Source organism: Burkholderia sp. 572 (genome assembly GCF_040545135.1).
Lineage (GTDB): Bacteria > Pseudomonadota > Gammaproteobacteria > Burkholderiales > Burkholderiaceae > Burkholderia > Burkholderia cepacia.
On sequence record NZ_JBEPLH010000005.1, the window covers coordinates 419,163 to 441,125 of the forward strand.

Genomic DNA, 21,963 nt, shown 5'->3' on the forward strand with positions numbered 1-21,963 from the left:
GGCAGCCGCATCGCGGGTCGCCTCGCATCGTCCGGCAACCTGCCCCGTCTCACCCGTTCTCCCCGGCGCCGCGCCGTTTCCCGGCCGGCATCCCGAACCCGCCCGCCGAGGGCTTTCGCTATTCCGTTTATGTTTCGTTCCCTGACGACCCTGATCAAGAAGTGGCGCGCGTCGCGCAATGCCGGTCACCAGCTCGATGCGCTGCTCGCGCACGCCGACGCCGATGCGTCGTACGCCGAGCGCAGCGAATGGCTGATCGAGCTCGCGCACTGGCTGCGCCGCACCGGCACGATGCAGGACGCGCCGGCCGATCGCGACGCCGATGCGCGCGCGTATCCGGCCCACGCGCGCTTGCGCTACCTGTTCCACGTGCTCGATCGCAACCCCGCATGGAAGGCGCACGCCGCGCGCATCCTGCGCGGCATCCTGCGCGAGTGCGACGGCATCTCGCTCCTGTGCGACGCCGGCATGCCCGTGCACTCGGGCTTCTTCGGCGCGCTGTTCGAGCGGATCGACTCGTCGCTGATCCCGCCGGCGCCGAACCGCCGCGAGCTGTCGGCGCTCTTCACGCTGATGTTCCCGACGCCGGAAGACGCGCAATGGATCGACGCGCTGCCCGACGATCTCCTCACGCGCCTCGCCGACCTGTTCTCGTTCGACGTCACCGACGAAGAGCGCCACGAGCCGGGTTCGTTCTCGCGCGACCTGCTGGCCGCGCTGCACAACCTGACCTGCCAGATCAGCTCGACCGGCCTGTCGCAGACGGTGCGCAGCCGGCTCTCCGACGACGACGCGCGCAAGCCGCTGGAACGCCAGCCGCTGGAAACGCAGCCGTTCTACCGCCTCACGCGCGCGATGCTCGCGGTCGAGACCGCGCACGCGGCCGTCGAGGACGGCGGCGACCCGAGCAAGCTGCTGCACGAGGTCAACTACCTGCGCGTGCTGCTCGACGAATGCCGGATCGCCGTCGACGAGGTGTTCTCGCACCTGTACCGCAACGGCGTGTCGGTCGACATCGTGTTCCAGGTCGAGCGGATGCGCATGCGCATCCTGCGCGCCGAGATGCTGCTCAACGCGTGGATGGCGCGCGACGACCTGCACGGGATGGCGCACCTGACGGCCGAGCTCGTCGACGCGAACCACAACAGCCAGAGCGTGTCGCACCTCGTGCGCAGCAACTTCTCGCTGTTCGCGCGCAAGCTCGTCGAAACCAACGCGGACACCGGCGAGCACTACATCTCGCGCGGCCGCGCCGAGTACCTGAAGATGCTGCGGATGGCCGCGGGCGGCGGCCTCGTCACCGTCGTGACGGTGTGCGTGAAGTTCGCGATCACGGGCGCGCACCTGCAGTCGATGCTCGAAGGGCTGCTCGCGGGCATCAACTACGCGGCCAGCTTCATGCTGATGCACTTCCTGCACTTCACGCTCGCGACCAAGCAGCCTGCGATGACCGCGCCGACGCTCGCGCGCGAGCTGGACGACACGGGCCACGACGAAGGCGTGAAGGCGTTCGTGGCATCGGTGATCGCGCTGATCCGCACGCAGGCCGCCGCGATTTCGGGCAACGTGCTCGTCGTGCTGCCCGTGTGCCTGCTGGTGCAGCTGTTCGCCAGCAACCTGCTGCATGCGAACCTGATCTCGCCGGAGAAGGCGCACGCGACGCTGCACTCGTTCTCGCTGCTCGGCCCGACGCCGCTCTACGCGGCGCTGACCGGCGTGCTGCTGTGGGCGTCGAGCCTGCTTGCGGGCTGGGCCGACAACTGGTTCGTGCTGCACCGGGTCGGCGACGCGCTCACGTACAACCGCCGGCTGCGCCTCACGCTCGGCGCGGCCGGCGCCGCGAAGCTCGCGCATTTCTGCCGGTCGAACGTGGCCGGCGTGGTCGCGAACGTCGGCCTCGGCCTGATGCTCGGTCTCATCCCCGCGATCGTCACCGTGTTCATGTTCCCGTTCGAGGTGCGGCACGTGACACTGTCGGCCGGCTCGATCGGGATCGCGCTCGGCGTGCTGGGCAAGGACGCGCTGGGCACCCCCGAGCTGTGGTGGGCCGGCGCCGGCGTGCTCAGCATGGCGATCCTCAACGTGCTCGTGAGCTTCGCGCTCGCGTTCACGATGGCCGTGCGCTCGCGCAGCCTGCGCCCGACCAAGGTGCGCGCGCTCGTCGCCGCGATCGTCCGCACGGTGCTGTCGAATCCGCTCGCGCTGTTCTGGCCGGGCAGCAGCCCGGCCGCCCGCGCCGGCCAGCCGGGCTCGCACTGAGCCCGCGGCGGCCTGGCGGTGCCCGCCCGGGCGCCGCCGGGCCGCCCCCGGCACGCATGCGCGGCGCCCGGGCCCGCGCCGCGGCACCGAAACGCGACGCAACGCCGGCCCCGGCCGCCCGCGCCGCGTACAATAGTGGACTTTTGCACGTCCTCACCCGCCTTATGTCCTCGCCCACCCTGTACGAATTCTTCGCCCCCTGCCCGCGCGGCCTCGAAGCGGCGCTCGCCGCCGAGCTGGCCGAAATCGCCGGCCGCCACCTGAACGGCGCGCCGTTCACCGCGGGCGCGCAGGTGCCGGGCGGCGTCCACTTCAGCGGCGGCTGGGCCGCCGGCATGGCCGCGAACCTCCATTCGCGGATCGCGAGCCGGGTCCTGCTGAAGATCGCGCACCGCGCCTACCGCAACGAGCAGGACGTCTACGCGCTCGCGCTCGAGCAGCCGTGGGAGCGCTGGTTCGCGGCGACGCAGACGCTGCGCGTCGACATCACCGCGATCAAGTCGCCGCTGAAGAGCCTCGAATTCGCGACGTTGCGCGTGAAGGACGCGATCTGCGACCGGATGCGCGAGAAGACCGGCGCGCGCCCGAGCATCGATACCGGTGCGCCCGACGTGCGCGTGTTCGCGTTCCTGACGGCCAACGAGTGCACGCTGTACCTCGACACGTCGGGCGAGCCGCTGTTCAAGCGCGGCTGGCGCCTCGACAAGGGCGCGGCGCCGCTGCGCGAGAACCTCGCGGCCGGCATCCTGCGCCTGACGGGCTGGACGCCCGGCACGGCGCTGTACGACCCGATGTGCGGCAGCGGCACGTTCCTCGCGGAAGCCGCGCAGATCGCGCTCGGCGTGGCACCCGGCGTCGAGCGCCGGTTCGGCTTCGAGAAACTCAAGCAATACGACATCACCGCATGGCAGGGGCTGAAGGTCCCGGCGCTGGACGCGAAGCGCGCGGCGCGCGGCAAACGCGGCGAGGCGCTCGGCGTGTACGGCAGCGACATCTCCGGCGACATGCTCGAGAAGGCACGCGCGAACCTCGAGCGCGCGGGCGTGCCGTCGGTGTGGCTCAAGCAGGTCGACGCGCGCGGGATGACGCCGCCGTGCGACGGCCCGGGCATCATCCTCGCGAACCCGCCGTACGGCGAGCGGATCGAGGTGCGCGGCCGCAGCGCGCGCGGCGAGGTGCGCGAGACGGGCCGCAACCGCGGCAACGACGACGCGTTCCGCCGCACCCACACCGACGCACCGGACAGCGAGTTCTTCAACGCGCTCGGCGATGCGCTGAAGCAGCGCTTCACGGGCTGGCAGGCGTTCCTGCTGACGTCCGACCGTTCGCTGCCGGGCCAGCTGCGGCTGCGCGAATCGGCCAAGACGCCGCTGTTCAACGGCGCGCTCGAATGCCGGCTGTTCCGCTTCGACCTGATCGCCGGCAGCGTGAAGGCGCGCCCGGCCACGCCGGAAGGCGACGCGTAATCCGCATCATGGTCGCGACGGGGCCGCCGATACGGCCCCTGCGCGACAACCGGAACGACGCCGTTACCGCATCCGCGGCAACGGCGTCGTTCCGTTTCAATGCTTCGACTTCTCCCGGCGCCCCGTCGTGAACGGCAGCGCCTGCCCCGTCTCGAGCAGCGTCTTGCGGCTCGACGGCACGACCGGCCACCCGCCGCGAATCCCGCGATCCCTCTTCCATCTTCGAGCCCGGCACCAGCCCGTCGTGCGTGACGGTCGGCTTCACGACGCAGGTCACGCGCGATTCCCCACTCTCCCCCGACGGCATGCGCCACGTGACGACCAGCCGGTGCGGCGGATCGTTCCCGACCTCTACTGACAATACGGTGTCAGCAGACCGCGATCACACTGCAATCCCGGCGCAATGCAAGGCTGGTTTCCGCACCGAACCCGAACAACAACGCAACAAGGAACTCGTCATGACGTCCGCAACTGCAACTGCCACCGCCACTGCCACCCCCGAGCGCGCGATCGCGTGGTTCGACATTCCGTCCCTCGATTTCGACCGGGCGATCCGCTTCTACGAAACCGTGCTGCAAACGACGCTGCAGCGCGAAGTCATCGGCGGCGTGCCGATGGCCACGTTCGACCGCGACGCATCGAGCACGGGCGGCAGCATCGTGTTCGATCCGCAGCAGATCAAGCCGAGCGCGAACGGCGTACTCGTCTACCTGAACGCCGGCGAATCGGTCGTCGCGGCGCTCGAACGCGCGAAGCGCGCGGGCGGCGTCGTGCAGGGCTCCGTCGTCGAGCTGCCGAACAACTACGGCTACGTCGGCTACCTGATCGACACCGAAGGCAACCGCGTCGGCCTGCACGCGCCGAAATGCCACTGAGCGCAGCGGCCATCGGGCGCGCGCGGCGCTATCATCGCGAAGTCCCCATTGCCGTTGGAGCCGAGGTGCCGTCATGACGCGCCGTGCCGACCGCCTGTTCCAGATCGCCGAGCTGCTGCGCGGGCGTCGTCTCACGACCGCGCAGCAGCTGGCCGACTGGCTGTCGGTGTCGCCGCGCACGGTCTATCGCGACGTGCGCGACCTGCAACTGTCAGGGGTACCGATCGAAGGTGAAGCCGGCATCGGCTACCGGCTGAACCGCAACGCGAGCCTGCCGCCGCTCACGTTCACGGCCGAGGAGCTCGCGGCGCTCGCCGCCGGCGCACGCATGCTCGAAACCTGGGGCGGTGCGCGCTTCGCGAGCGGCGCACGCTCGGCGCTCGCGAAGATCGCGTCGGCGATGCCGGCCGACAAGCGCACGGCGCTCGACCGCCTGCCCGTGTTCGCGCCGTCGTTCCACATCGACGAGACGTTTTGCGCGAAGGTCGATGCGATCCACCAGGCCATCGATACGCGCCACGTCGTCAGCTTCGACTACCGCGACCGGCTCGGCGCGCATTCGCAACGCCGCGTGTGGCCGCTCGGGCTCGTCTACTGGGGCGGGCGCTGGACGATCGGCGCGTGGTGCGAGCTGCGCGGCGATTTCCGCACCTTCGACATCGCGCGGATGGGCGACATCGTCGTGCACGAGCAGTTTCCGGACATGGAAGGACGGCGGATCGCCGATTACATGCGGATCGCGGAAGCGCCGATGCGCTGATGCGGCACGGCGGCGGGCGCACCGCCGCCGTCCCTGTTCCGGGCCGCCCGCCGCCCGCCGTGCGGCGCCCGGCCCGCCTTTCCCTACGCGCCGAACACCACCGTGCGCTTCGGCCGCTCGTCGACGTGCAGCGAGAACACGTCGGGCCGCGCGTAATGCCCGACCACGTCGAAGTCGTAGCGCGCCCGCACGAGTTCGTCGGTATCGATACGCGCGGTCACGAGCCCGGCCGTGCCGATCAGCGGCTCCGTCAGCAGGTCGCCGAGCGGCCCGACGATCACGCTGCCGCCGCGGATCAGCGGCCGCTCCGGATCCCAGCCCGGCACGTCGATCCCGAGCGCGCGCGGCGACGGCTGCACCTGACACGCGCTGACGACGAAGCAGCGCCCCTCGTGCGCGATATGCCGCATCGAGCTCTGCCACACGTCGCGCTCGTCGACGGTCGGCGCGCACCAGATCTGCACGCCTTTCGCGTACATCGCGCAGCGCAGCAGCGGCATGTGGTTCTCCCAGCAGACCGCGGCGCCCGCGCGGCCCGCGGCCGTGTCGACGACGGGCAGCGTCGAGCCGTCGCCCTGCCCCCAGATCAGCCGCTCGGTGCCGGTCGGCATCAGCTTGCGGTGCTTCGCGACGAGCCCGTCGCGCGGATCGAAGAACAGCGCCGTGCAATACAGCGTGCTGCCGCCGCGCTCGATCACGCCGACCACGAGGCTCGCGCCCGTGCGCTGCGACAGCGCGGCCAGCTCGTCGGTTTCCGGCCCCGGCACGTCGATCGCCTGCGCGGCGTAGCGCGCATACGCGTCGCGGCCCTCGGGCAGCCGGTAGCCGAGCCGCGTGCCGAAGATCTCGCCTTTCGGATAGCCGCCGAGCACGGCCTCGGGCAGCACGACGAGCGACGCGCCGCTGTCGCGGATCGCGGTTTCGTAGCCGAGGATCGTGTCGAGCGTGGCGCGCGTGCCGTCGGGCGATGCGCCGATCTGCAGCGCGGCGATGACTGAAGTGGACATGAAGGCGTCTCCGGTGAATGGGGTAACGCCATCTTTATCGATATGATGTCATCGATCAAATCGATAGAACGATAAGTGTCATGAATACGGATGATATCGCCAGTCTCGACCTGAACCTGCTGAAAGTGTTCGAGGCGCTGTACGAGGAAGGCGGCGCGAGCCGGGCGGCGCTGCGGCTCGGTCTCACGCAGTCGGCGGTGAGCGCGGCGCTCGCGCGGCTGCGCGTGATCTATGCCGATCCGCTGTTCGTGCGCACCGGCCGCGGGCTCGCGCCGACGCCGCGCGCGGACGAACTGAAACCGATCCTGTCCGACGCGCTCGACCGTTGCCGCGAAAGCCTCGCGATCGCGGCCGACGGCGGCGACCGCATCGGCCGCACGATCTCGATCGGGCTGTCGGACGACTTCGAGATCGCGCTCGGCCGCGCGCTGATCGACGCCGTTGCACGGGAAGCCGCCGGCATCCGGCTGATCTTCCGGCAGACGCACAGCGGCATCGCCGGCGACGCGCTGCTGCGCCACGGCGTCGACCTCGCGATCGCATCGGGCGGCTTCTCGGCGAACGGGCTCAGCCGGCGCGCGGTCGCGACGGGCGGCTACGCGTGCCTGATCGACCCGGCCGCCCGCCCACGGCCGCCGCGCACGCTCACGCTCGCCGATTTCCTGCAGCGCGACCACCTGCTCGTGTCGTCGGGCGGCGTGATCGGGATCGTCGACGAGGCGCTGGCCACGCTCGGCCACAAGCGGCGCGTCGCGGCGTCGACCACGCATTTCGCCGCGTTGCCGTACCTGCTCGCCGGCTCCGACGCGGTGGCGACGATTCCCTCGCACGCGGCGCGCGCGATCGCGCGATCCACGCCGTTGCGCGCGCTCGCCTGCCCGGTCGACTTGCCGCACTACCCGGTCGAAATCGGCTGGCGCTCGAGCACGCAGCGCGACCCGGCGATCGTGCGCGTACGCGACACGATCGCCGCGTGCATCGCGAACCTCGTCGCACCATGAAAACGGCCCGGCCGGCTTGCGCCGGTCGGGCCTGTCCTTCGAGGCTGCCCGTGAATCGGGGCAGGCCGCCTGCGTTGCCGGCGCATGCGTCAGTCGACCGCCTTCACCATGTCCTCGATGACCTTTTTCGCATCGCCGAACACCATCATCGTCTTGTCCATGTAGAACAGGTCGTTGTCGAGGCCCGCGTAGCCGGCCGCCATCGACCGCTTGTTGACGATCACCGTGCGCGCCTTGTACGCCTCGATGATCGGCATCCCCGCGATCGGCGATGCCGGGTCGTTCTTCGCGGCCGGGTTCACCACGTCGTTCGCGCCGAGCACGAGCACGACGTCGACCTGGCCGAATTCGCCGTTGATGTCGTCCATCTCGAACACGATCTCGTACGGCACTTCCGCTTCCGCGAGCAGCACGTTCATGTGGCCCGGCATCCGCCCCGCGACCGGATGGATCGCGTACTTCACGTCGATGCCCTTCTCGACCAGCTTGTCGGTCAGTTCCTTCAGCGCGTGCTGCGCACGGGCGACGGCCAACCCGTAGCCCGGCACGATCACGACCGTTTCCGCGTTGCCGAGCATGAACGCCGCATCGTCGGCCGAACCCGATTTCACCGGCCGCTGCTCCTTCGCGCCCGCGGCACCGCCGGCCGCCGCCTCGCCGCCGAAGCCGCCGAGGATCACGTTGAAGAACGAGCGGTTCATTGCGCGGCACATGATGTACGACAGGATCGCGCCCGACGAGCCGACCAGCGACCCCGCGATGATCAGCATCGCGTTGTTCAGCGAGAAGCCGATGCCGGCCGCCGCCCAGCCGGAGTACGAGTTCAGCATCGACACGACCACCGGCATGTCCGCGCCGCCGATCGGGATGATGATCAGCACGCCGAGCGCGAACGCGATCGCCGTCATGATGATGAACGGCAGCCACGACTGCGTGATGAAGAACAGGATGCCGAAGCCGAGCATCCCGAGCGCGAGCATCAGGTTGAGCAGGTGCTGGCCCGCATACACGACCGGCGCGCCCTGGAACAGCCGGAACGTGTACTTGCCCGACAGCTTGCCGAACGCGATCACCGACCCGGAGAACGTGATCGCACCGACGAACGTGCCGATGAACAGCTCGACGCGATTGCCGTACGGAATGAAGTCCGGCGCGACGGCGTCCTGCGGCACGAGCCCGAACGCTTCCGGCTCCGACACCACCGCGTACGCGATGCACACGGCCGCGAGACCGATCAGCGAGTGCATCGCCGCGACGAGCTCCGGCATCTTCGTCATCTCGACGCGCGCGGCGACGAACGCCCCCACGCCGCCGCCGACGATCAGCGCGCCGAGCACCAGCGCGAGGCCGAGCGGCAGGTTCGCGCCGAGCCAGGCCGCCTGCCTGGCGATCAGCGCGATCGTCGTGAGGATCGCGACGGCCATCCCGGCCATCCCGAACAGGTTGCCGCGCCGCGCGCTCGTCGGGTTCGACAGGCCCTTCAGCGCCTGGATGAAACACACCGATGCGACGAGGTACAGCAGCGTGACGACGTTCATGCTCATCGCGCGCCCTCCTTGCCGCGCCCGGGCTGCCGGGGCGCCTTCTTGCGGAACATCTCGAGCATGCGCCTCGTCACGAGGAAGCCGCCGAACACGTTGACCGCCGCGAGCGCGACCGCGAGCGTGCCGAACACCTTGCCGGTCGCGCCGACGGTGAGCGCGGCCGCGAGCATCGCGCCGACGATCACGATCGCCGAGATCGCGTTGGTCACGGCCATCAGCGGCGTATGCAGCGCCGGCGTGACGTTCCACACCACGTGGTAGCCGACGTACACCGCCAGCACGAAGATGATCACGTCGATCACCGTGTGATTGACGACTTCCATGGTCTCCTCCGTTATCGGCGCGCGACTTCGCCGTCGCGGCACAGGAGCGTCGCGGCGACGATGTCGTCGGTCAGGTCGATGTTCAGCGTGCCCTCCTTCGTGACGATCAGCTTCATGAAGTCGAGCAGGTTGCGCGCATACAGCGCCGATGCGTCCGAGGCGACCATCGACGCGAGATTCGTGTAGCCGGCGATCGTCACGCCGTGGTGCGCGATCACCTGGTCGGCGACCGTCAGCGGGCAGTTGCCGCTCTTGCGGCCGTCGAATTCCGGGCCGCGGCCGGCCGCGAGATCGACGAGCACCGAGCCCGGCTTCATCGACTGCACGGTTTCGACCGAGATCAAGGTCGGCGCCGGGCGCCCGGGAATCAGCGCGGTGGTGATCACGATGTCGGCCTGCTTCGCGCGCTCGTGCACGAGCGCGGCCTGGCGGCCGAGCCACGACGGCGGCATCGGGCGCGCGTAGCCGCCCACGCCCTGCGCAGCGTCGCGCTCCTCGTCGGTTTCGAACGGGACGTCGAGGAATTTCGCGCCGAGCGACTCGATCTGCTCCTTCACGGCCGGCCGCACGTCGGACGCCTCGATCACCGCGCCGAGTCGCTTCGCGGTCGCGATCGCCTGCAGGCCCGCGACGCCCGCGCCGAGGATCAGCACGCGCGCGGCCTTCACCGTGCCCGCGGCCGTCATCAGCATCGGAAAGAAGCGCGGATACAGCGCCGCGGCAACCAGCACGGCCTTGTAGCCCGCGATGTTCGCCTGCGACGACAGCACGTCGAGCCCCTGCGCGCGCGTCGTGCGCGGCGCGGCTTCGAGCGCGAAGCCCGTCACGCCGGCCGCGGCGAGCTTCGCCGCCTGCTCGCCGTTGAACGGATCGAGCATGCCGACCAGCACGGCGCCGCGCTTGAGCGACGGCAGCTCGGCGTCGGTGGGGGCCTGGACCTTCAGCACGATGTCGACGTCGAACGCGGCCGACTGGCCGGTCAGTTCGGCACCGGCGGCCGCATAGGCTGCGTCGGGATAACTGGCCGCGAGGCCGGCCCCTCTCGCGATACTGACCCGATGCCCGGCCGCCGCGTATTTCTTCACGGTTTCCGGCGTCGCGGCCACCCGCGCCTCGTTCGCCCGCGTTTCGGCAGGCACGCCAATATGCATCGTCAGTCCCTCCAGTCATCGCCGGCAGGTCGTTTCCGGCGATTTCCACCGCGCAACGAGCCGGGCAGCCGGACTACCGGCTCGCGAGCGACGGCACTCACGTTTCACTTTAGGCGAAAGCGGCGGCCGCACCCGCCTTTGCGCGCGATCGCGCGAGATCGACGCGCCAGCCTGGCCGGCGTGGCCGCGCACCGGCGCGACGGACGATTACGAGGGTCGGATTCGTCTGACCGAACGCCGGGCAGCGTTCGGGCGCAACCGGTAAAATGCCGAACCATGAAACCCGAAATCTGGACCCCGCATGTGACGGTCGCGGCGCTCGTCGAGCATGCCGGCCGCTTTCTCGTGATCGAGGAAGAAACCTCGTCGGGCCTGCGCATCAACCAGCCGGCAGGCCATCTCGAAGCCGGCGAAACGCTGGCCGACGCCGTGATCCGAGAGACGCTCGAGGAAACCGCGCACCCGTTCACGCCCGACGCGCTCGTCGGCGTCTATCTGGCGCACTACGACCGTCCCGGCACCGCCGGCGCGACCTACCTGCGCTTCACGTTCTGCGGCACGGCCGGCGAGCCGGTCGCGGGCCACGCGCTCGACGACGGCATCGTCCGCACGCTGTGGATGACCGCCGACGAACTGCGCGCGTGCAGCGAGCGCCATCGCTCGCCCGCGGTGATGCGCTGCGTCGACGATTACCTCGCCGGGCGGCGCATTCCGCTCGATTTCGTGCATACGCATTCGGTCGCGCCGCGCCCCGAAGCATTCGAACGTCAGGCGGTCAACAAATGAGCAAGCGCCGTGTAGTGGTGGGCATGTCGGGCGGCGTCGATTCGTCGGTGACCGCGTGGCTGCTGAAGGAACAGGGTTACGACGTGGTCGGCCTGTTCATGAAGAACTGGGAAGACGACGACGACGGCGAATACTGCTCGACGCGCCAGGACTGGATCGACGTCGTGTCGGTAGCCGACCTGATCGGCATCGACGTGGAAGCCGTCAACTTCGCGGCGGAATACAAGGATCGCGTGTTCGCCGAGTTCCTGCGCGAATACTCGGCCGGCCGCACGCCGAACCCCGACGTGCTGTGCAACGCCGAAATCAAGTTCAAGGCGTTCCTCGATCACGCGATGTCGCTCGACGCGGAAATGATCGCGACGGGCCACTATGCGCGCGTGCGCGAGCGCGACGGGCGTTTCGAGCTGCTGAAGGCCTTCGACCATACGAAAGACCAGTCGTACTTCCTGCACCGGCTGAACCAGGCGCAACTGTCGAAGACGATGTTCCCGCTCGGCGAGATCCCGAAGACGAAGGTGCGCGAGATCGCAGCGCAGATCGGGCTGCCGAACGCGAAGAAGAAGGATTCGACCGGCATCTGCTTCATCGGCGAACGGCCGTTCCGCGATTTCCTGAACCGCTATCTGCCGACCAAACCCGGCCCGATGAAGACGCCGGACGGCAAGGTCGTCGGCGAGCATATCGGCCTCGCGTTCTACACGTTCGGCCAGCGCAAGGGCATCGGCCTGGGCGGCAGCAAGAGCGGCAGCGGCGAACCGTGGTTCGTCGCCGCGAAGGACATCGCGTCGAACACGCTGTACGTCGTGCAGGGCCACGATCATCCGTGGCTGCTGTCGCGCGAGCTCGTTGCCGGCAACGTGAGCTGGGTCGCCGGCGAGCCGCCGGCCGAGGGCTTCGCGTGCGGCGCGAAGACGCGCTACCGGCAGGCCGACGCGGCATGCGCATTCGGCGCCGCCGTGCCCGGCCCGGCAGGCGAAGCACGCTTCTCGCTCGCGTTCGACGACGCGCAGTGGGCCGTCACGCCCGGCCAGTCGGCCGTGCTGTACGACGGCGAGATCTGTCTCGGCGGCGGCATCATCGAAAGCGCGGCAACCAGCGACCGGCAGGCGCTCGACGCGTCGGCACTCGCGGCCGCACGCTGACGCGCCGCCGGCGCCGGCCGAAAGCGGCCGCGCCCGCTACCGCCCGCCTGTTCAGCGCATGTGCTGCACGGCCGCGTCGTAGCGCTCGCGCGCCGCGTCGAGTACCGGGAAATGGCGCTCGGCCCAGCGATCGAGCGCCACGAGCGTGTCCACCAGCGATTCCGCCACCGGCGTCAGCCGGTATTCGACATGCGATCGCCGCGCGGCGATCGCGATCCGTTCGATCAGCCCGTTGCGCTCCAGCTCGCGCAGCGTCTGCGTGAGCACCTTCTGCGAGATGCCGCCGATGCGCCGCAGCAGTTCGCCGTTGCGCAGCGGCCGCTCGGCCAGCGCCGGCAGGATCAGCAGCGTCCATTTGCCGGCGATCAGCGCGAGCGCGTCGCGTGCCGAACAGTCCGCCGCATAGACGTCGCCGGGAAATGCCATGGTTACCTCCGGGTGCGTGATTGCGCGGCCCCGCTGCCGCCGGCCATCATCGTCGCATACTCACGGAGCCCGCCATGCATGCGCTGATCGTCGTCGCCCATCCCGAACCGCAGTCGTTCAACGCGGCCCTCTCCCATGCGGCGGCCGATACGTGGCGCGCCGCCGGCCATACCGCGACCGTCGCGGACCTGTACGCCGACGGGTTCGACCCGAGCGAGGCGCCGCGCCATTACGCCGATCGGCTCGACACGGCACGCTTCGACGCGCAACGCGAGCAGCGCCACCACTGGGAGCGCGGCACGCTCGCGCCGGAGGTCGGGCATCACGTCGGGCTGCTGCAACAGGCCGACGCGCTGATCCTGCAGTTCCCGCTGTGGTGGTTCGGCGCGCCGGCGATCCTGAAGGGCTGGATGGATCGCGTGTTCGTCTACGGCGGCCTCTACAGCAGCCGCCGGCGCCATGACAGCGGCGTGTTGCACGGGCGCCGCGCGCTGCTGAGCGTGACGACCGGATCGTCGGCCGCCGCCTGCGCGCCCGACGGCCGCGAGGGCGACACGCGCCTGCTGCTGTGGCCGCTCATGCATGCGCTGCGCTACGTCGGCTTCGACGTGCTCGAACCGCACCTGATCCACGAGGTCCGCAGCGATCCGGCCGGCGACGCCGCGCGGCACCGCGACGCGCGCCTCGCGCAAGCGCTCGCGGACTACCGCGCGCGACTGCGCGCCTGGCACACGTGGCCGCGGGTGCCGTTCAACCGCGACACGGACTTCGAAGCCGGCGTCAGGCTGAAGCCCGACGCACCCGCATACGGCCCGTTCATCCGTCACGCGGGCCCCTGACGCGGCGGGCCGGCTCGGCAACGCGAGCTTCACGGGACCCGTAGTAGACTCTCGACCATCGTGGGCGCCGGCGGCGGCCAGGCACGGCTCGGGCACCCTGCCCGCCGGCCCGGCGCAACGCCGAGGGCGCCGACCTGCCGGCCGCCGCGCGACCGCTCGCGAGCGATGGCCATCCAGATAATTACGACGGAGTCCCCATGTTTTCCCGACGCTATCTCGCGATGTGGTGCGCGGTCCTGCTGTTCGTGGCCGTCGCGGCACTCGCCGCGCGGCACGCGATCGCGTGGCTGTGGATCCTGATTCCCGCCGCCCTCGTCGCGCTCGGCCTGTACGACCTGAAGCAGGACCGCCACGCGATCCTGCGCAACTACCCGCTCTGGGGCCACTTCCGCTTCCTGTTCGAATTCATCCGACCTGAAATCCGCCAGTATTTCGTCGAGGACGACACCGACGAGAAACCGTTCTCGCGCGCGCAGCGCAGCCTCGTCTACCAGCGCGCGAAGAACGTCGCCGACAACCGCCCGTACGGCACCGAGCTGAACGTGAAGGCCGTCGCGCACGAATGGATCAGCCACTCGCTCGCGCCGACGAAGCTGCCGAACCATGATTTCCGTGTCCGCGTCGGCGCGAATCGCGCGCAACCGTACGACATTTCGATCTTCAACATCTCGGCGATGAGCTTCGGCTCGCTGTCCGCGAATGCGATCCGCTCGCTGAACCTCGGCGCGAAGAAAGGCGGTTTCGCGCACGACACGGGCGAAGGCTCGCTGTCGAAGTACCACCGCGAGAACGGCGGCGACATCATCTGGGAAATCGCGTCCGGCTACTTCGGCTGCCGTAACGACGACGGCACCTTCAACCCCGACAAGTTCGCGAAGCAGGCCGCCGATCCGCAGGTCAAGATGATCGAGGTCAAGCTGTCGCAGGGCGCGAAGCCCGGCCACGGCGGCGTGCTGCCGGCCGCGAAGATCACGCCGGAGATCGCCGAGACGCGCGGCGTGCCGATGGGCAAGGACTGCATCTCGCCCGCGACGCACTCGGAATTCTCGACCCCGCGCGGGCTGCTCGAATTCGTCGAACGGCTGCGCACGCTGTCGGGCGGCAAGCCGACCGGCTTCAAGCTGTGCGTCGGCCATCCGTGGGAATTCTTCGGGATCGCGAAGGCGATGCTCGAGACCGGCATCGTGCCGGACTTCATCGTCGTCGACGGCGCGGAAGGCGGCACGGGCGCGGCGCCGCTCGAATTCACCGACCACGTCGGCGTGCCGCTGCAGGAAGGGCTGCTGCTCGTGCACAACACGCTCGTCGGGATCGGCGTGCGCGACCGCGTGAAGATCGGCGCGAGCGGCAAGATCATCACGGCGTTCGACGTCGCCCGCACGCTCGCGATCGGCGCGGACTGGGTGAACTCGGCGCGCGGCTTCATGTTCGCGGTCGGCTGCATCCAGGCGCAGACCTGCCACACGGGCCGCTGCCCGACCGGCGTCGCGACGCAGGACCCGGTGCGCCAGCGCGCGCTCGTCGTGCCCGACAAGGCCGACCGCGTGTACAACTTCCACCGCAACACGCTGCACGCGCTGCAGGAGCTCGTGCAGGCGGCCGGCCTCGCGCATCCGTCGGAGCTGCGCGCGCATCACATCGTGCAGCGCATCGCGCCGCACGAGGTCCGGCTGATGTCGCAGCTGCTGAAGTACCTGAAGCCCGGCGCGCTGCTCGACGGCAACACCTGCGGCTTTACGCTGTACGACAAGTGGTGGCCGATTTCGCGCAGCGATTCGTTCACGCTCGGCGAGGCCGTCTACGCGTCGATCGAATGATGCACGCGAACGCCCCCGCCGCGGGGGCGGCCCGGCAAAAAGAAAAGCGCCCCGCGGGGCGCTTTTCTTGTCTGCCGAATGCGTGAATGCGTGTACGCGTCGCGCGCGGCTCAGTTCTGCGGCAGCGTGTCGGCGAACGACGGCCGCTGCAGCAGCTTCACGAAGTGCTTGTCGAGGTTCGGGTGGCGGTCGCGCCAGTTGAGCTCGGGCATCCGGAAGTCGAGATAGCCGAGCGCGCAGCCGAGTGCGATGTCGGCGAGCGTGTAATGATTACCGACGCACCACGTCTTGCCGCCGAGCCCTTGCGACATCGCGACGAGCGCGTCGTCGATCTTGCGCTGCTGACGCGCGATCCAGCTCGCGCTGCGCTGCGCTTCGTCCCGCTGCGTGTATTCGAGACGAATCGCCACGGCCGCGTCGAGCACGCCGTCGCCCAGCGCTTCCCAGCAGCGCACTTCGACACGCTCGCGCCCCGACGGCGGAATCAGCTTGCCGACCGGCGACAGCGTGTCGACGTATTCGCAGATCACGCGGGAATCGAACACCGCGGCACCATCCTCCATCACGAGGCACGGGACCTTGCCGAGCGGATTCGAAGCATGAATATCCGTCTCCGGCGCCCACACGTTCTCGAGCTCCAGCTTGTAGTCGATCTTCTTTTCAGCCAGCACGATCCGCGCCTTGCGGACGTACGGGCTGCTGAGCGAACCGATTAATTTCATCATCTGCCTTTTTAAGGGAACCGCCGAGAGTATACGTTGTCGCCGATCATAACCGGCCGGCGTCGCGCGACAGAAAATCGCCCGACCGGCCTGTGGATGGTTTGCAACAACCGTCACGCGGGCCGCCCGGCGCGGCTTCCCGCCCCCTCTCTCACGCGCGGCGTCACGCGGCGCTACAATCGCACGAATGAACGCGCCCCTCGATACCGCCATCGCCGTCGACGTCTACCGCCAGCGCCGTGAACGCGTGCTTGCCGCACTGCGTGCCGCCGGCGGCGGCGTCGCCATCGTCCCCACCGCGCCGGAACTGCTGCGCAACCGCGATACGGCCTACCCGTACCGGTACGACAGCTACTTCCATTACCTGACGGGCTTCACCGAGCCGGATGCCGTGCTCGTGCTGAACGCGGCCGCGCCGCACGGCGCGCCGGAGTCGATCCTGTTCTGCCGCGGCAAGAATGCCGACCGCGAGATCTGGGAAGGCTTCCATTACGGGCCCGAAGCCGCGCGCGATGCGTTCGGCTTCGACGCGGCGTTCGCGGTCGACGTGATCGACACGGAGATGCCGCGCCTGCTCGCCGACTCCGGCACCGTGCACTACCGGTTCGGCGCATCGGCCGACTTCGACCGCCGGCTCGCGGGCTGGATCGACGCGGTGCGCGCGCTGGCGCGCACGGGCGTCGCCGCACCGGACGCGATGCTCGACCTCACGCCGCTCCTCGACGACATGCGGCTCGTGAAGGACGAGCACGAGCTCGCGATCATGATGCGCGCCGCGCACATCTCCGCGCTCGCGCACCGCCGCGCGATGCAGGCGTGCCGCCCCGGCATCCGCGAATACGAACTCGAAGCCGAGCTGCTGTATGTGTTCCGCAAGCACGGCGCGCAGTCGCCCGCGTACGGCTCGATCGTCGCGGCCGGCGCGAACGCGTGCGTGCTGCACTACCCGGCCGGCAACGCAACCGCGAAGGACGGCGACCTGATCCTGATCGACGCCGCGTGCGAACTCGACGGCTACGCGTCGGACATCACGCGCACGTTTCCGGCCAACGGGCGCTTCTCGCCCGCGCAACGCACGCTGTACGACATCGTGCTCGCCGCCCAGCAGGCCGCGATCGAAGCGACGCGCGCCGGCGTGCCGTTCGAAGCACCGCACGACGCCGCCGTGCGCGTGCTCGCGCAGGGGCTGCTCGACACCGGCATCATCCCGAAAACGCGCTTCTCGAACGTCGACGACGTGATCGCCGAGCGTGCGTACACGCGCTTCTACATGCACCGCACCGGCCACTGGATCGGCATGGACGTGCACGATTGCGGCGACTACCGCGAGCGGCTCGCCGAGCGCGACGGCAACGGCGCGCTGCCATGGCGCACGCTGAAGGCCGGCATGACGCTGACGGTCGAACCCGGCCTGTATGTGCGCGCCGCCGACGACGTGCCGCCCGAGTACTGGAACATCGGCATCCGCATCGAGGACGACGCGATCGTGCGCGAGCAGGGCTGCGAGCTGATCACGCGCGGCGTGCCCGTCGCGGCGGACGAGATCGAAGCGCTGATGCGCGCACTCGCATGACCGGCTGCCGCCGACCGTTACCTCCGTTTCACGAATCAAGATGACGACCGCCTCCTCCCCGGCCACGCCGGACTACGACCTCGCCATCGTCGGCGCGGGCCCCGTCGGGCTCGCGCTCGCCGGCTGGCTCGCGCGCCGCAGCGCCACGCAGCACGCATCGATCGCGCTGATCGATGCGCGTGAACCGGCCGCGAGCGCGAACGATCCGCGCGCGATCGCCGTGTCGCACGGCAGCCGCGTGCTGCTCGACACGCTCGCGTGGCCCGCCGACGCGACGCCGATCGAACACATCCACGTATCGCAGCGCGGCCATTTCGGCCGCACGCTGATCGACCGCGACGAACACAACCTCGCCGCGCTCGGTTATGTCGTACGCTTCGGCTCACTCGTGCAGGCGCTCGCCGGCGCCGTGCGCGGCACCCGCGTCGACTGGCTCACGTCGACCACCGCGCGCGAGCCGCAGCAGGATGCCGACGGCGTCACGCTGACGCTCGATGGCCCGCTAGGCGAGCGCACGCTGCGCGCACGCATCGTCATCAATGCCGAAGGCGGGCTGTTCCACGAACAGCGGGCCGATACCGGCAAGCATCGCCGCGACTACGGCCAGACCGCGATCGTCGGCACGGTCACGGTATCGGCGCCGCGCCCGAACGTCGCGTGGGAACGCTTCACGCACGAAGGCCCGCTCGCGCTGCTGCCGCTTGGCGGCCCGCGCCAGGCCGAGTATTCGCTCGTGTGGTGCTGCACGCCCGACGAAGCGGCGCGCCGCGCCGCGCTGCCCGACGACGCGTTCCTGCGCGAACTCGGCAGCGCGTTCGGCGAGCGCATGGGCGACTTCGTCTCGATCGCGGGCCGCGCGTCTTTCCCGCTCGGCCTGAACGCCGCGCAGACGCTCGTCAACGGCCGCGTCGCGATCGTCGGCAATGCCGCGCAAACCCTGCACCCCGTCGCGGGCCAGGGGCTCAACCTCGGGCTGCGCGATGCGCATACGCTCGTCGACACGCTGTCCACGCAAGGCTTCGAAGCGACCGCGCTCGCCACCTTCAACGCGCGCCGCGCACTCGACCGGCGCTTCACGATCGGCGCGACCGACACGCTGGCACGCCTGTTCACGATCGACTCGGGCCCGCTCCCGCTGCTGCGCGGTGCCGCGCTCACCGCACTCGAGTTCGTGCCGCCGCTCAAGAAGGTGATCGCGCGCCAGATGATGTTCGGCCAGCGCAACTGACGCGCGGCGCGCACAGTCGCGCCACTCAAACCGGGTCAAATCGGCGGGGCATGGGAATACGGTAAAATGCGCGTTTCCGTCTGCCCTTTTCATGCCCGCGCCCGCCGCGGGCGGTGCCATTGCGATGCCCGTTATCGGCTCTCACGTATTGCGTAACAACCTGTTCGTCGCCCCGATGGCCGGCGTGACGGATCGTCCGTTCCGCCAGCTCTGCAAGCGGATGGGGGCCGGTTACGCCGTGTCCGAGATGGTCGCGTCCAACGCGCAGCTGTGGAAAAGCGCGAAGACGATGCGGCGCGCGAACCACGAAGGCGAGGTGGAACCGATCGCGGTCCAGATCGCGGGCGCCGATCCGGCGATGATGGCCGAAGCGGCCCGCTACAACGTCGACAACGGCGCGCAGATCATCGACATCAACATGGGCTGCCCGGCGAAAAAGGTCTGCAACGTCGCGGCCGGCTCCGCGCTGCTGCAGAACGAGCCGCTCGTGCAGCGCATCGTCGAGGCGGTGGTCGCGGCGGTCGGCACGGGGCCCGATGCGGTGCCCGTCACGCTGAAGATCCGCACGGGCTGGGATCGCGAGCACAAGAACGCGATCACGGTCGCGCGCCTGGCCGAAGCCGCCGGCATTTCGATGCTCACCGTGCACGGCCGCACGCGCGCCGACCTGTACCGCGGCGACGCCGAATACGACACCATCGCGGCCGTGAAGGCGGCGGTGCGGATTCCGGTGGTCGCGAACGGCGACATCACGTCGCCCGCGAAGGCGAAGGCCGTGCTCGACGCGACCGGCGCCGATGCCCTGATGATCGGTCGCGCTGCGCAAGGTCGACCATGGTTGTTCCGCGAAATCGATCATTTCCTGCAAACCGGCGAGCTGCTGCCCCCGCCGCGGATCGACGAGATTCAGCACGTGATGAACGAACACCTGGAAGACCACTACGCCTTCTATGGTGAATTCACGGGAGTCCGTACTGCGCGCAAGCACATCGGCTGGTACACTCGCGGCCTTTCCGGTGCCAACGGGTTCCGGCACAGGATGAACACGCTCGATTCCACCCGCGAGCAGCTCGCCGCCGTCAATGCATTCTTCGAGGCGCAAAAGGCGCTGTCGGACCACCTCGTCTACGTCGACGACGAAGAGGAAAACGGCCAGGGCGAGTCGGACGACCATAACCAGTTAGCAGCATGAGCAAGCACAACATCGAACAATGTGTCCGCGAGAGCCTGGACGTGTATTTCCGGGATCTAGACGGCTCCAATCCGCACGACGTCTATGAAATGGTGATGTCCTGCGTCGAAAAGCCGATGCTCGAGGTCGTGCTCGTACAGGCAGGCGGCAACCAGTCGCTCGCCGCGGAGTACCTCGGCATCAATCGCAATACGCTGCGCAAGAAGCTGCAGCAGCACGGCCTGCTGTAGGCAGCCGTCCCGTCCCCGTTTCCCTGGCTATTGGTGGTTCCATCATGATCAAGCAAGCGCTCATTTCCGTTTCCGACAAGACCGGCATTGTCGACTTCGCGAAGTCGCTGTCCGACCTCGGCGTCAAGCTGCTGTCGACGGGCGGCACCGCGAAACTCCTCGCCGACGCCGGCCTGCCCGTGACCGAAGTGGCCGATTACACGGGCTTCCCGGAGATGCTCGATGGGCGCGTGAAGACGCTCCACCCGAAGGTGCACGGCGGCATCCTCGCCCGCCGCGACCTGCCCGAGCACATGCAGGCGCTGGAGCAGCACGGCATCCCGACGATCGACCTGCTCGTCGTGAACCTGTATCCGTTCGTCGCGACGATCGCGAAGGACGACTGCACGCTCGCCGACGCGATCGAGAACATCGACATCGGCGGCCCGACGATGCTGCGCTCGGCCGCGAAGAACCACCGCGACGTGACGGTCGTCGTCGATCCGGCCGACTACGCGGTCGTGCTCGATGAAATGAAGGCGAACGGCAATGCGGTGGGCTACGCGACCAACTTCCGCCTCGCGACGAAGGTGTTCGCGCACACCGCGCAATATGACGGCGCGATCACGAACTACCTGACGAGCCTGACCGACGAGCTGAAGCACGCCTCGCGCAGCACGTACCCGGCCACGCTGAACCTGGCGTTCGACAAGGTGCAGGACCTGCGCTACGGCGAGAACCCGCACCAGAGCGCGGCGTTCTACCGCGACCTCGCGACGCCGGCCGGCGCGCTGGCGAACTACCGCCAGCTGCAAGGCAAGGAACTGTCGTACAACAACATCGCGGATTCCGACGCGGCGTGGGAATGCGTGAAGACGTTCGACGCACCGGCCTGCGTGATCATCAAGCATGCGAACCCGTGCGGCGTTGCAGTTGGCAACGATTCGGCCGATGCGTACGCGAAGGCGTTCCAGACGGATCCGACGTCGGCCTTCGGCGGCATCATCGCGTTCAACCGCGAAGTCGACGAAGCGGCTGCCCAGGCCGTCGCGAAGCAGTTCGTCGAAGTGCTGATCGCCCCGTCGTTCTCCGACGCCGCGAAGCAGGTGTTCGCCGCGAAGCAGAACGTGCGCCTGCTCGAGATCGCGCTGGGCGACGGCCACAACGCATTCGACCTGAAGCGCGTGGGCGGCGGCCTGCTCGTGCAATCGCTCGATTCGAAGAACGTGCAGCCGAGCGAGCTGCGCGTCGTCACGAAGCGCCAGCCGACCGCGAAGGAAATGGACGACCTGCTGTTCGCGTGGCGCGTCGCGAAGTACGTGAAGTCGAACGCGATCGTGTTCTGCGGCAACGGCATGACGCTCGGCGTCGGCGCCGGCCAGATGAGCCGCGTCGATTCCGCGCGCATCGCAAGCATCAAGGCGCAGAACGCGGGCCTGACGCTGGCCGGTTCGGCCGTCGCGTCGGATGCGTTCTTCCCGTTCCGCGACGGCCTCGACGTCGTCGTGGCGGCCGGCGCGACCTGCGTGATCCAGCCGGGCGGCTCGATGCGCGACGACGAAGTGATCGCCGCAGCCGACGAGCACGGCATCGCGATGATCCTGACGGGCGTGCGTCACTTCCGTCACTGATCGCGGCAT

At 69.2% G+C, this 21,963-nt stretch carries 20 protein-coding genes; 14 read left to right on the forward strand and 6 right to left on the reverse strand.

Annotation, left to right across the window (positions count from 1 at the left end; translation table 11 throughout):
* Positions 1-129 precede the first annotated feature (129 nt).
* The 4 genes from ABIC51_RS12825 to ABIC51_RS12845 all read left to right on the forward strand — a co-directional run bounded on the left by ABIC51_RS12825 (position 130) and on the right by ABIC51_RS12845 (position 5,360).
* On the forward strand, positions 130-2,259 hold the full coding sequence (locus tag ABIC51_RS12825; protein WP_027788346.1) for a site-specific recombinase: 2,130 nt from the start codon (positions 130-132) through the stop codon (positions 2,257-2,259).
* Positions 2,260-2,423: 164 nt separating this feature from the next.
* Positions 2,424-3,725 (forward strand): THUMP domain-containing class I SAM-dependent RNA methyltransferase, encoded by a 1,302-nt coding sequence (locus ABIC51_RS12830; RefSeq protein ID WP_021164196.1) that lies wholly within the window; start codon positions 2,424-2,426, stop codon positions 3,723-3,725.
* A gap of 458 nt (positions 3,726-4,183) precedes the next feature.
* Positions 4,184-4,600 carry a VOC family protein gene (locus ABIC51_RS12840; RefSeq protein ID WP_059649531.1) on the forward strand — a complete coding sequence of 139 codons (417 nt, stop codon included), beginning with the start codon at positions 4,184-4,186 and terminating at the stop codon, positions 4,598-4,600.
* A gap of 73 nt (positions 4,601-4,673) precedes the next feature.
* Complete coding sequence (locus ABIC51_RS12845; RefSeq protein ID WP_027788348.1) at positions 4,674-5,360, forward strand: helix-turn-helix transcriptional regulator; 687 nt, start codon at positions 4,674-4,676, stop codon at positions 5,358-5,360.
* 83 nt (positions 5,361-5,443) lie between these two features.
* Here ABIC51_RS12845 and ABIC51_RS12850 read toward each other — a convergent pair whose 3' ends face one another.
* Positions 5,444-6,367 carry a carbon-nitrogen hydrolase family protein gene (locus tag ABIC51_RS12850; protein WP_059693802.1) on the reverse strand — a complete coding sequence of 308 codons (924 nt, stop codon included), beginning with the start codon at positions 6,365-6,367 and terminating at the stop codon, positions 5,444-5,446.
* An 80-nt stretch (positions 6,368-6,447) separates the two neighbouring features.
* Between ABIC51_RS12850 and ABIC51_RS12855 the strand changes: the two genes are divergently transcribed.
* Positions 6,448-7,368 (forward strand): LysR family transcriptional regulator, encoded by a 921-nt coding sequence (locus ABIC51_RS12855; RefSeq protein ID WP_060193640.1) that lies wholly within the window; start codon positions 6,448-6,450, stop codon positions 7,366-7,368.
* A gap of 89 nt (positions 7,369-7,457) precedes the next feature.
* Here ABIC51_RS12855 and ABIC51_RS12860 read toward each other — a convergent pair whose 3' ends face one another.
* The 3 genes from ABIC51_RS12860 to ABIC51_RS12870 are packed head-to-tail and all read right to left on the reverse strand — an operon-like array spanning position 7,458 to position 10,386.
* Positions 7,458-8,912 carry an NAD(P)(+) transhydrogenase (Re/Si-specific) subunit beta gene (locus ABIC51_RS12860; protein ID WP_060207123.1) on the reverse strand — a complete coding sequence of 485 codons (1,455 nt, stop codon included), beginning with the start codon at positions 8,910-8,912 and terminating at the stop codon, positions 7,458-7,460.
* On the reverse strand, positions 8,909-9,235 hold the full coding sequence (locus ABIC51_RS12865) for an NAD(P) transhydrogenase subunit alpha part 2 (RefSeq protein WP_027788352.1): 327 nt from the start codon (positions 9,233-9,235) through the stop codon (positions 8,909-8,911). Before ABIC51_RS12865 ends, ABIC51_RS12860 begins: the two co-directional genes overlap by 4 nt.
* 11 nt (positions 9,236-9,246) lie before the next feature.
* Positions 9,247-10,386 carry a Re/Si-specific NAD(P)(+) transhydrogenase subunit alpha gene (locus tag ABIC51_RS12870; protein ID WP_060193644.1) on the reverse strand — a complete coding sequence of 380 codons (1,140 nt, stop codon included), beginning with the start codon at positions 10,384-10,386 and terminating at the stop codon, positions 9,247-9,249.
* Positions 10,387-10,662: 276 nt separating this feature from the next.
* Between ABIC51_RS12870 and ABIC51_RS12875 the strand changes: the two genes are divergently transcribed.
* Entirely contained in the window at positions 10,663-11,172 is a 510-nt protein-coding gene (locus tag ABIC51_RS12875; protein WP_021164203.1) for an NUDIX hydrolase, read from the forward strand.
* Positions 11,169-12,317, forward strand: coding sequence for a tRNA 2-thiouridine(34) synthase MnmA (gene mnmA, locus ABIC51_RS12880; RefSeq protein ID WP_175862019.1), 1,149 nt, complete (start codon positions 11,169-11,171; stop codon positions 12,315-12,317). Before ABIC51_RS12875 ends, mnmA begins: the two co-directional genes overlap by 4 nt.
* 51 nt (positions 12,318-12,368) lie before the next feature.
* On the opposite strand, the gene ABIC51_RS12885 is transcribed toward mnmA, so the two are convergent.
* A complete protein-coding gene (locus tag ABIC51_RS12885) occupies positions 12,369-12,743 on the reverse strand; it encodes a winged helix-turn-helix transcriptional regulator (RefSeq protein ID WP_027788355.1) in 375 nt (124 codons plus the stop codon).
* Between the two features lie 74 nt (positions 12,744-12,817).
* Between ABIC51_RS12885 and ABIC51_RS12890 the strand changes: the two genes are divergently transcribed.
* Entirely contained in the window at positions 12,818-13,582 is a 765-nt protein-coding gene (locus ABIC51_RS12890) for an NAD(P)H-dependent oxidoreductase (RefSeq protein ID WP_334054243.1), read from the forward strand.
* A gap of 197 nt (positions 13,583-13,779) precedes the next feature.
* Positions 13,780-15,399, forward strand: a complete 1,620-nt coding sequence (locus ABIC51_RS12895; RefSeq protein WP_021162498.1) for an FMN-binding glutamate synthase family protein — start codon at positions 13,780-13,782, stop codon at positions 15,397-15,399.
* Between the two features lie 110 nt (positions 15,400-15,509).
* On the opposite strand, the gene ABIC51_RS12900 is transcribed toward ABIC51_RS12895, so the two are convergent.
* Entirely contained in the window at positions 15,510-16,121 is a 612-nt protein-coding gene (locus ABIC51_RS12900; protein WP_060082816.1) for a glutathione S-transferase family protein, read from the reverse strand.
* Positions 16,122-16,308: 187 nt separating this feature from the next.
* Between ABIC51_RS12900 and ABIC51_RS12905 the strand changes: the two genes are divergently transcribed.
* The 5 genes from ABIC51_RS12905 to purH all read left to right on the forward strand — a co-directional run bounded on the left by ABIC51_RS12905 (position 16,309) and on the right by purH (position 21,954).
* Positions 16,309-17,694 carry an aminopeptidase P N-terminal domain-containing protein gene (locus ABIC51_RS12905; protein WP_175897911.1) on the forward strand — a complete coding sequence of 462 codons (1,386 nt, stop codon included), beginning with the start codon at positions 16,309-16,311 and terminating at the stop codon, positions 17,692-17,694.
* A gap of 40 nt (positions 17,695-17,734) precedes the next feature.
* The gene (locus ABIC51_RS12910; RefSeq protein WP_175897912.1) at positions 17,735-18,922 is read left to right on the forward strand and encodes a UbiH/UbiF/VisC/COQ6 family ubiquinone biosynthesis hydroxylase; all 1,188 of its coding nucleotides are present in this window, start codon (positions 17,735-17,737) and stop codon (positions 18,920-18,922) included.
* 124 nt (positions 18,923-19,046) lie between these two features.
* Positions 19,047-20,114 (forward strand): tRNA dihydrouridine synthase DusB, encoded by a 1,068-nt coding sequence (gene dusB, locus ABIC51_RS12915; protein ID WP_042977079.1) that lies wholly within the window; start codon positions 19,047-19,049, stop codon positions 20,112-20,114.
* The gene (locus ABIC51_RS12920; RefSeq protein WP_006476892.1) at positions 20,111-20,344 is read left to right on the forward strand and encodes a Fis family transcriptional regulator; all 234 of its coding nucleotides are present in this window, start codon (positions 20,111-20,113) and stop codon (positions 20,342-20,344) included. Before dusB ends, ABIC51_RS12920 begins: the two co-directional genes overlap by 4 nt.
* Before the next feature lie 44 nt (positions 20,345-20,388).
* The gene (purH, locus tag ABIC51_RS12925) at positions 20,389-21,954 is read left to right on the forward strand and encodes a bifunctional phosphoribosylaminoimidazolecarboxamide formyltransferase/IMP cyclohydrolase (protein WP_021162493.1); all 1,566 of its coding nucleotides are present in this window, start codon (positions 20,389-20,391) and stop codon (positions 21,952-21,954) included.
* The last annotated feature ends 9 nt before the right edge of the window (positions 21,955-21,963 follow it).

What these genes read in the sequence shown, in the direction of transcription:
- ABIC51_RS12875 (WP_021164203.1), top strand. Translation starts at nt 10,663, where the DNA reads ATGAAACCCGAAATCTGGACCCCGCATGTGACGGTCGCGGCGCTCGTC.
- ABIC51_RS12885 (WP_027788355.1), bottom strand. Translation starts at nt 12,743, where the DNA reads ATGGCATTTCCCGGCGACGTCTATGCGGCGGACTGTTCGGCACGCGAC.
- ABIC51_RS12850 (WP_059693802.1), bottom strand. Translation starts at nt 6,367, where the DNA reads ATGTCCACTTCAGTCATCGCCGCGCTGCAGATCGGCGCATCGCCCGAC.
- ABIC51_RS12845 (WP_027788348.1), top strand. Translation starts at nt 4,674, where the DNA reads ATGACGCGCCGTGCCGACCGCCTGTTCCAGATCGCCGAGCTGCTGCGC.
- ABIC51_RS12825 (WP_027788346.1), top strand. Translation starts at nt 130, where the DNA reads ATGTTTCGTTCCCTGACGACCCTGATCAAGAAGTGGCGCGCGTCGCGC.
- dusB (WP_042977079.1), top strand. Translation starts at nt 19,047, where the DNA reads ATGCCCGTTATCGGCTCTCACGTATTGCGTAACAACCTGTTCGTCGCC.
- ABIC51_RS12860 (WP_060207123.1), bottom strand. Translation starts at nt 8,912, where the DNA reads ATGAGCATGAACGTCGTCACGCTGCTGTACCTCGTCGCATCGGTGTGT.
- ABIC51_RS12840 (WP_059649531.1), top strand. Translation starts at nt 4,184, where the DNA reads ATGACGTCCGCAACTGCAACTGCCACCGCCACTGCCACCCCCGAGCGC.
- ABIC51_RS12900 (WP_060082816.1), bottom strand. Translation starts at nt 16,121, where the DNA reads ATGAAATTAATCGGTTCGCTCAGCAGCCCGTACGTCCGCAAGGCGCGG.
- mnmA (WP_175862019.1), top strand. Translation starts at nt 11,169, where the DNA reads ATGAGCAAGCGCCGTGTAGTGGTGGGCATGTCGGGCGGCGTCGATTCG.
- ABIC51_RS12890 (WP_334054243.1), top strand. Translation starts at nt 12,818, where the DNA reads ATGCATGCGCTGATCGTCGTCGCCCATCCCGAACCGCAGTCGTTCAAC.
- ABIC51_RS12830 (WP_021164196.1), top strand. Translation starts at nt 2,424, where the DNA reads ATGTCCTCGCCCACCCTGTACGAATTCTTCGCCCCCTGCCCGCGCGGC.
- ABIC51_RS12920 (WP_006476892.1), top strand. Translation starts at nt 20,111, where the DNA reads ATGAGCAAGCACAACATCGAACAATGTGTCCGCGAGAGCCTGGACGTG.
- ABIC51_RS12855 (WP_060193640.1), top strand. Translation starts at nt 6,448, where the DNA reads ATGAATACGGATGATATCGCCAGTCTCGACCTGAACCTGCTGAAAGTG.
- ABIC51_RS12865 (WP_027788352.1), bottom strand. Translation starts at nt 9,235, where the DNA reads ATGGAAGTCGTCAATCACACGGTGATCGACGTGATCATCTTCGTGCTG.
- purH (WP_021162493.1), top strand. Translation starts at nt 20,389, where the DNA reads ATGATCAAGCAAGCGCTCATTTCCGTTTCCGACAAGACCGGCATTGTC.
- ABIC51_RS12910 (WP_175897912.1), top strand. Translation starts at nt 17,735, where the DNA reads ATGACGACCGCCTCCTCCCCGGCCACGCCGGACTACGACCTCGCCATC.
- ABIC51_RS12905 (WP_175897911.1), top strand. Translation starts at nt 16,309, where the DNA reads ATGAACGCGCCCCTCGATACCGCCATCGCCGTCGACGTCTACCGCCAG.
- ABIC51_RS12870 (WP_060193644.1), bottom strand. Translation starts at nt 10,386, where the DNA reads ATGCATATTGGCGTGCCTGCCGAAACGCGGGCGAACGAGGCGCGGGTG.
- ABIC51_RS12895 (WP_021162498.1), top strand. Translation starts at nt 13,780, where the DNA reads ATGTTTTCCCGACGCTATCTCGCGATGTGGTGCGCGGTCCTGCTGTTC.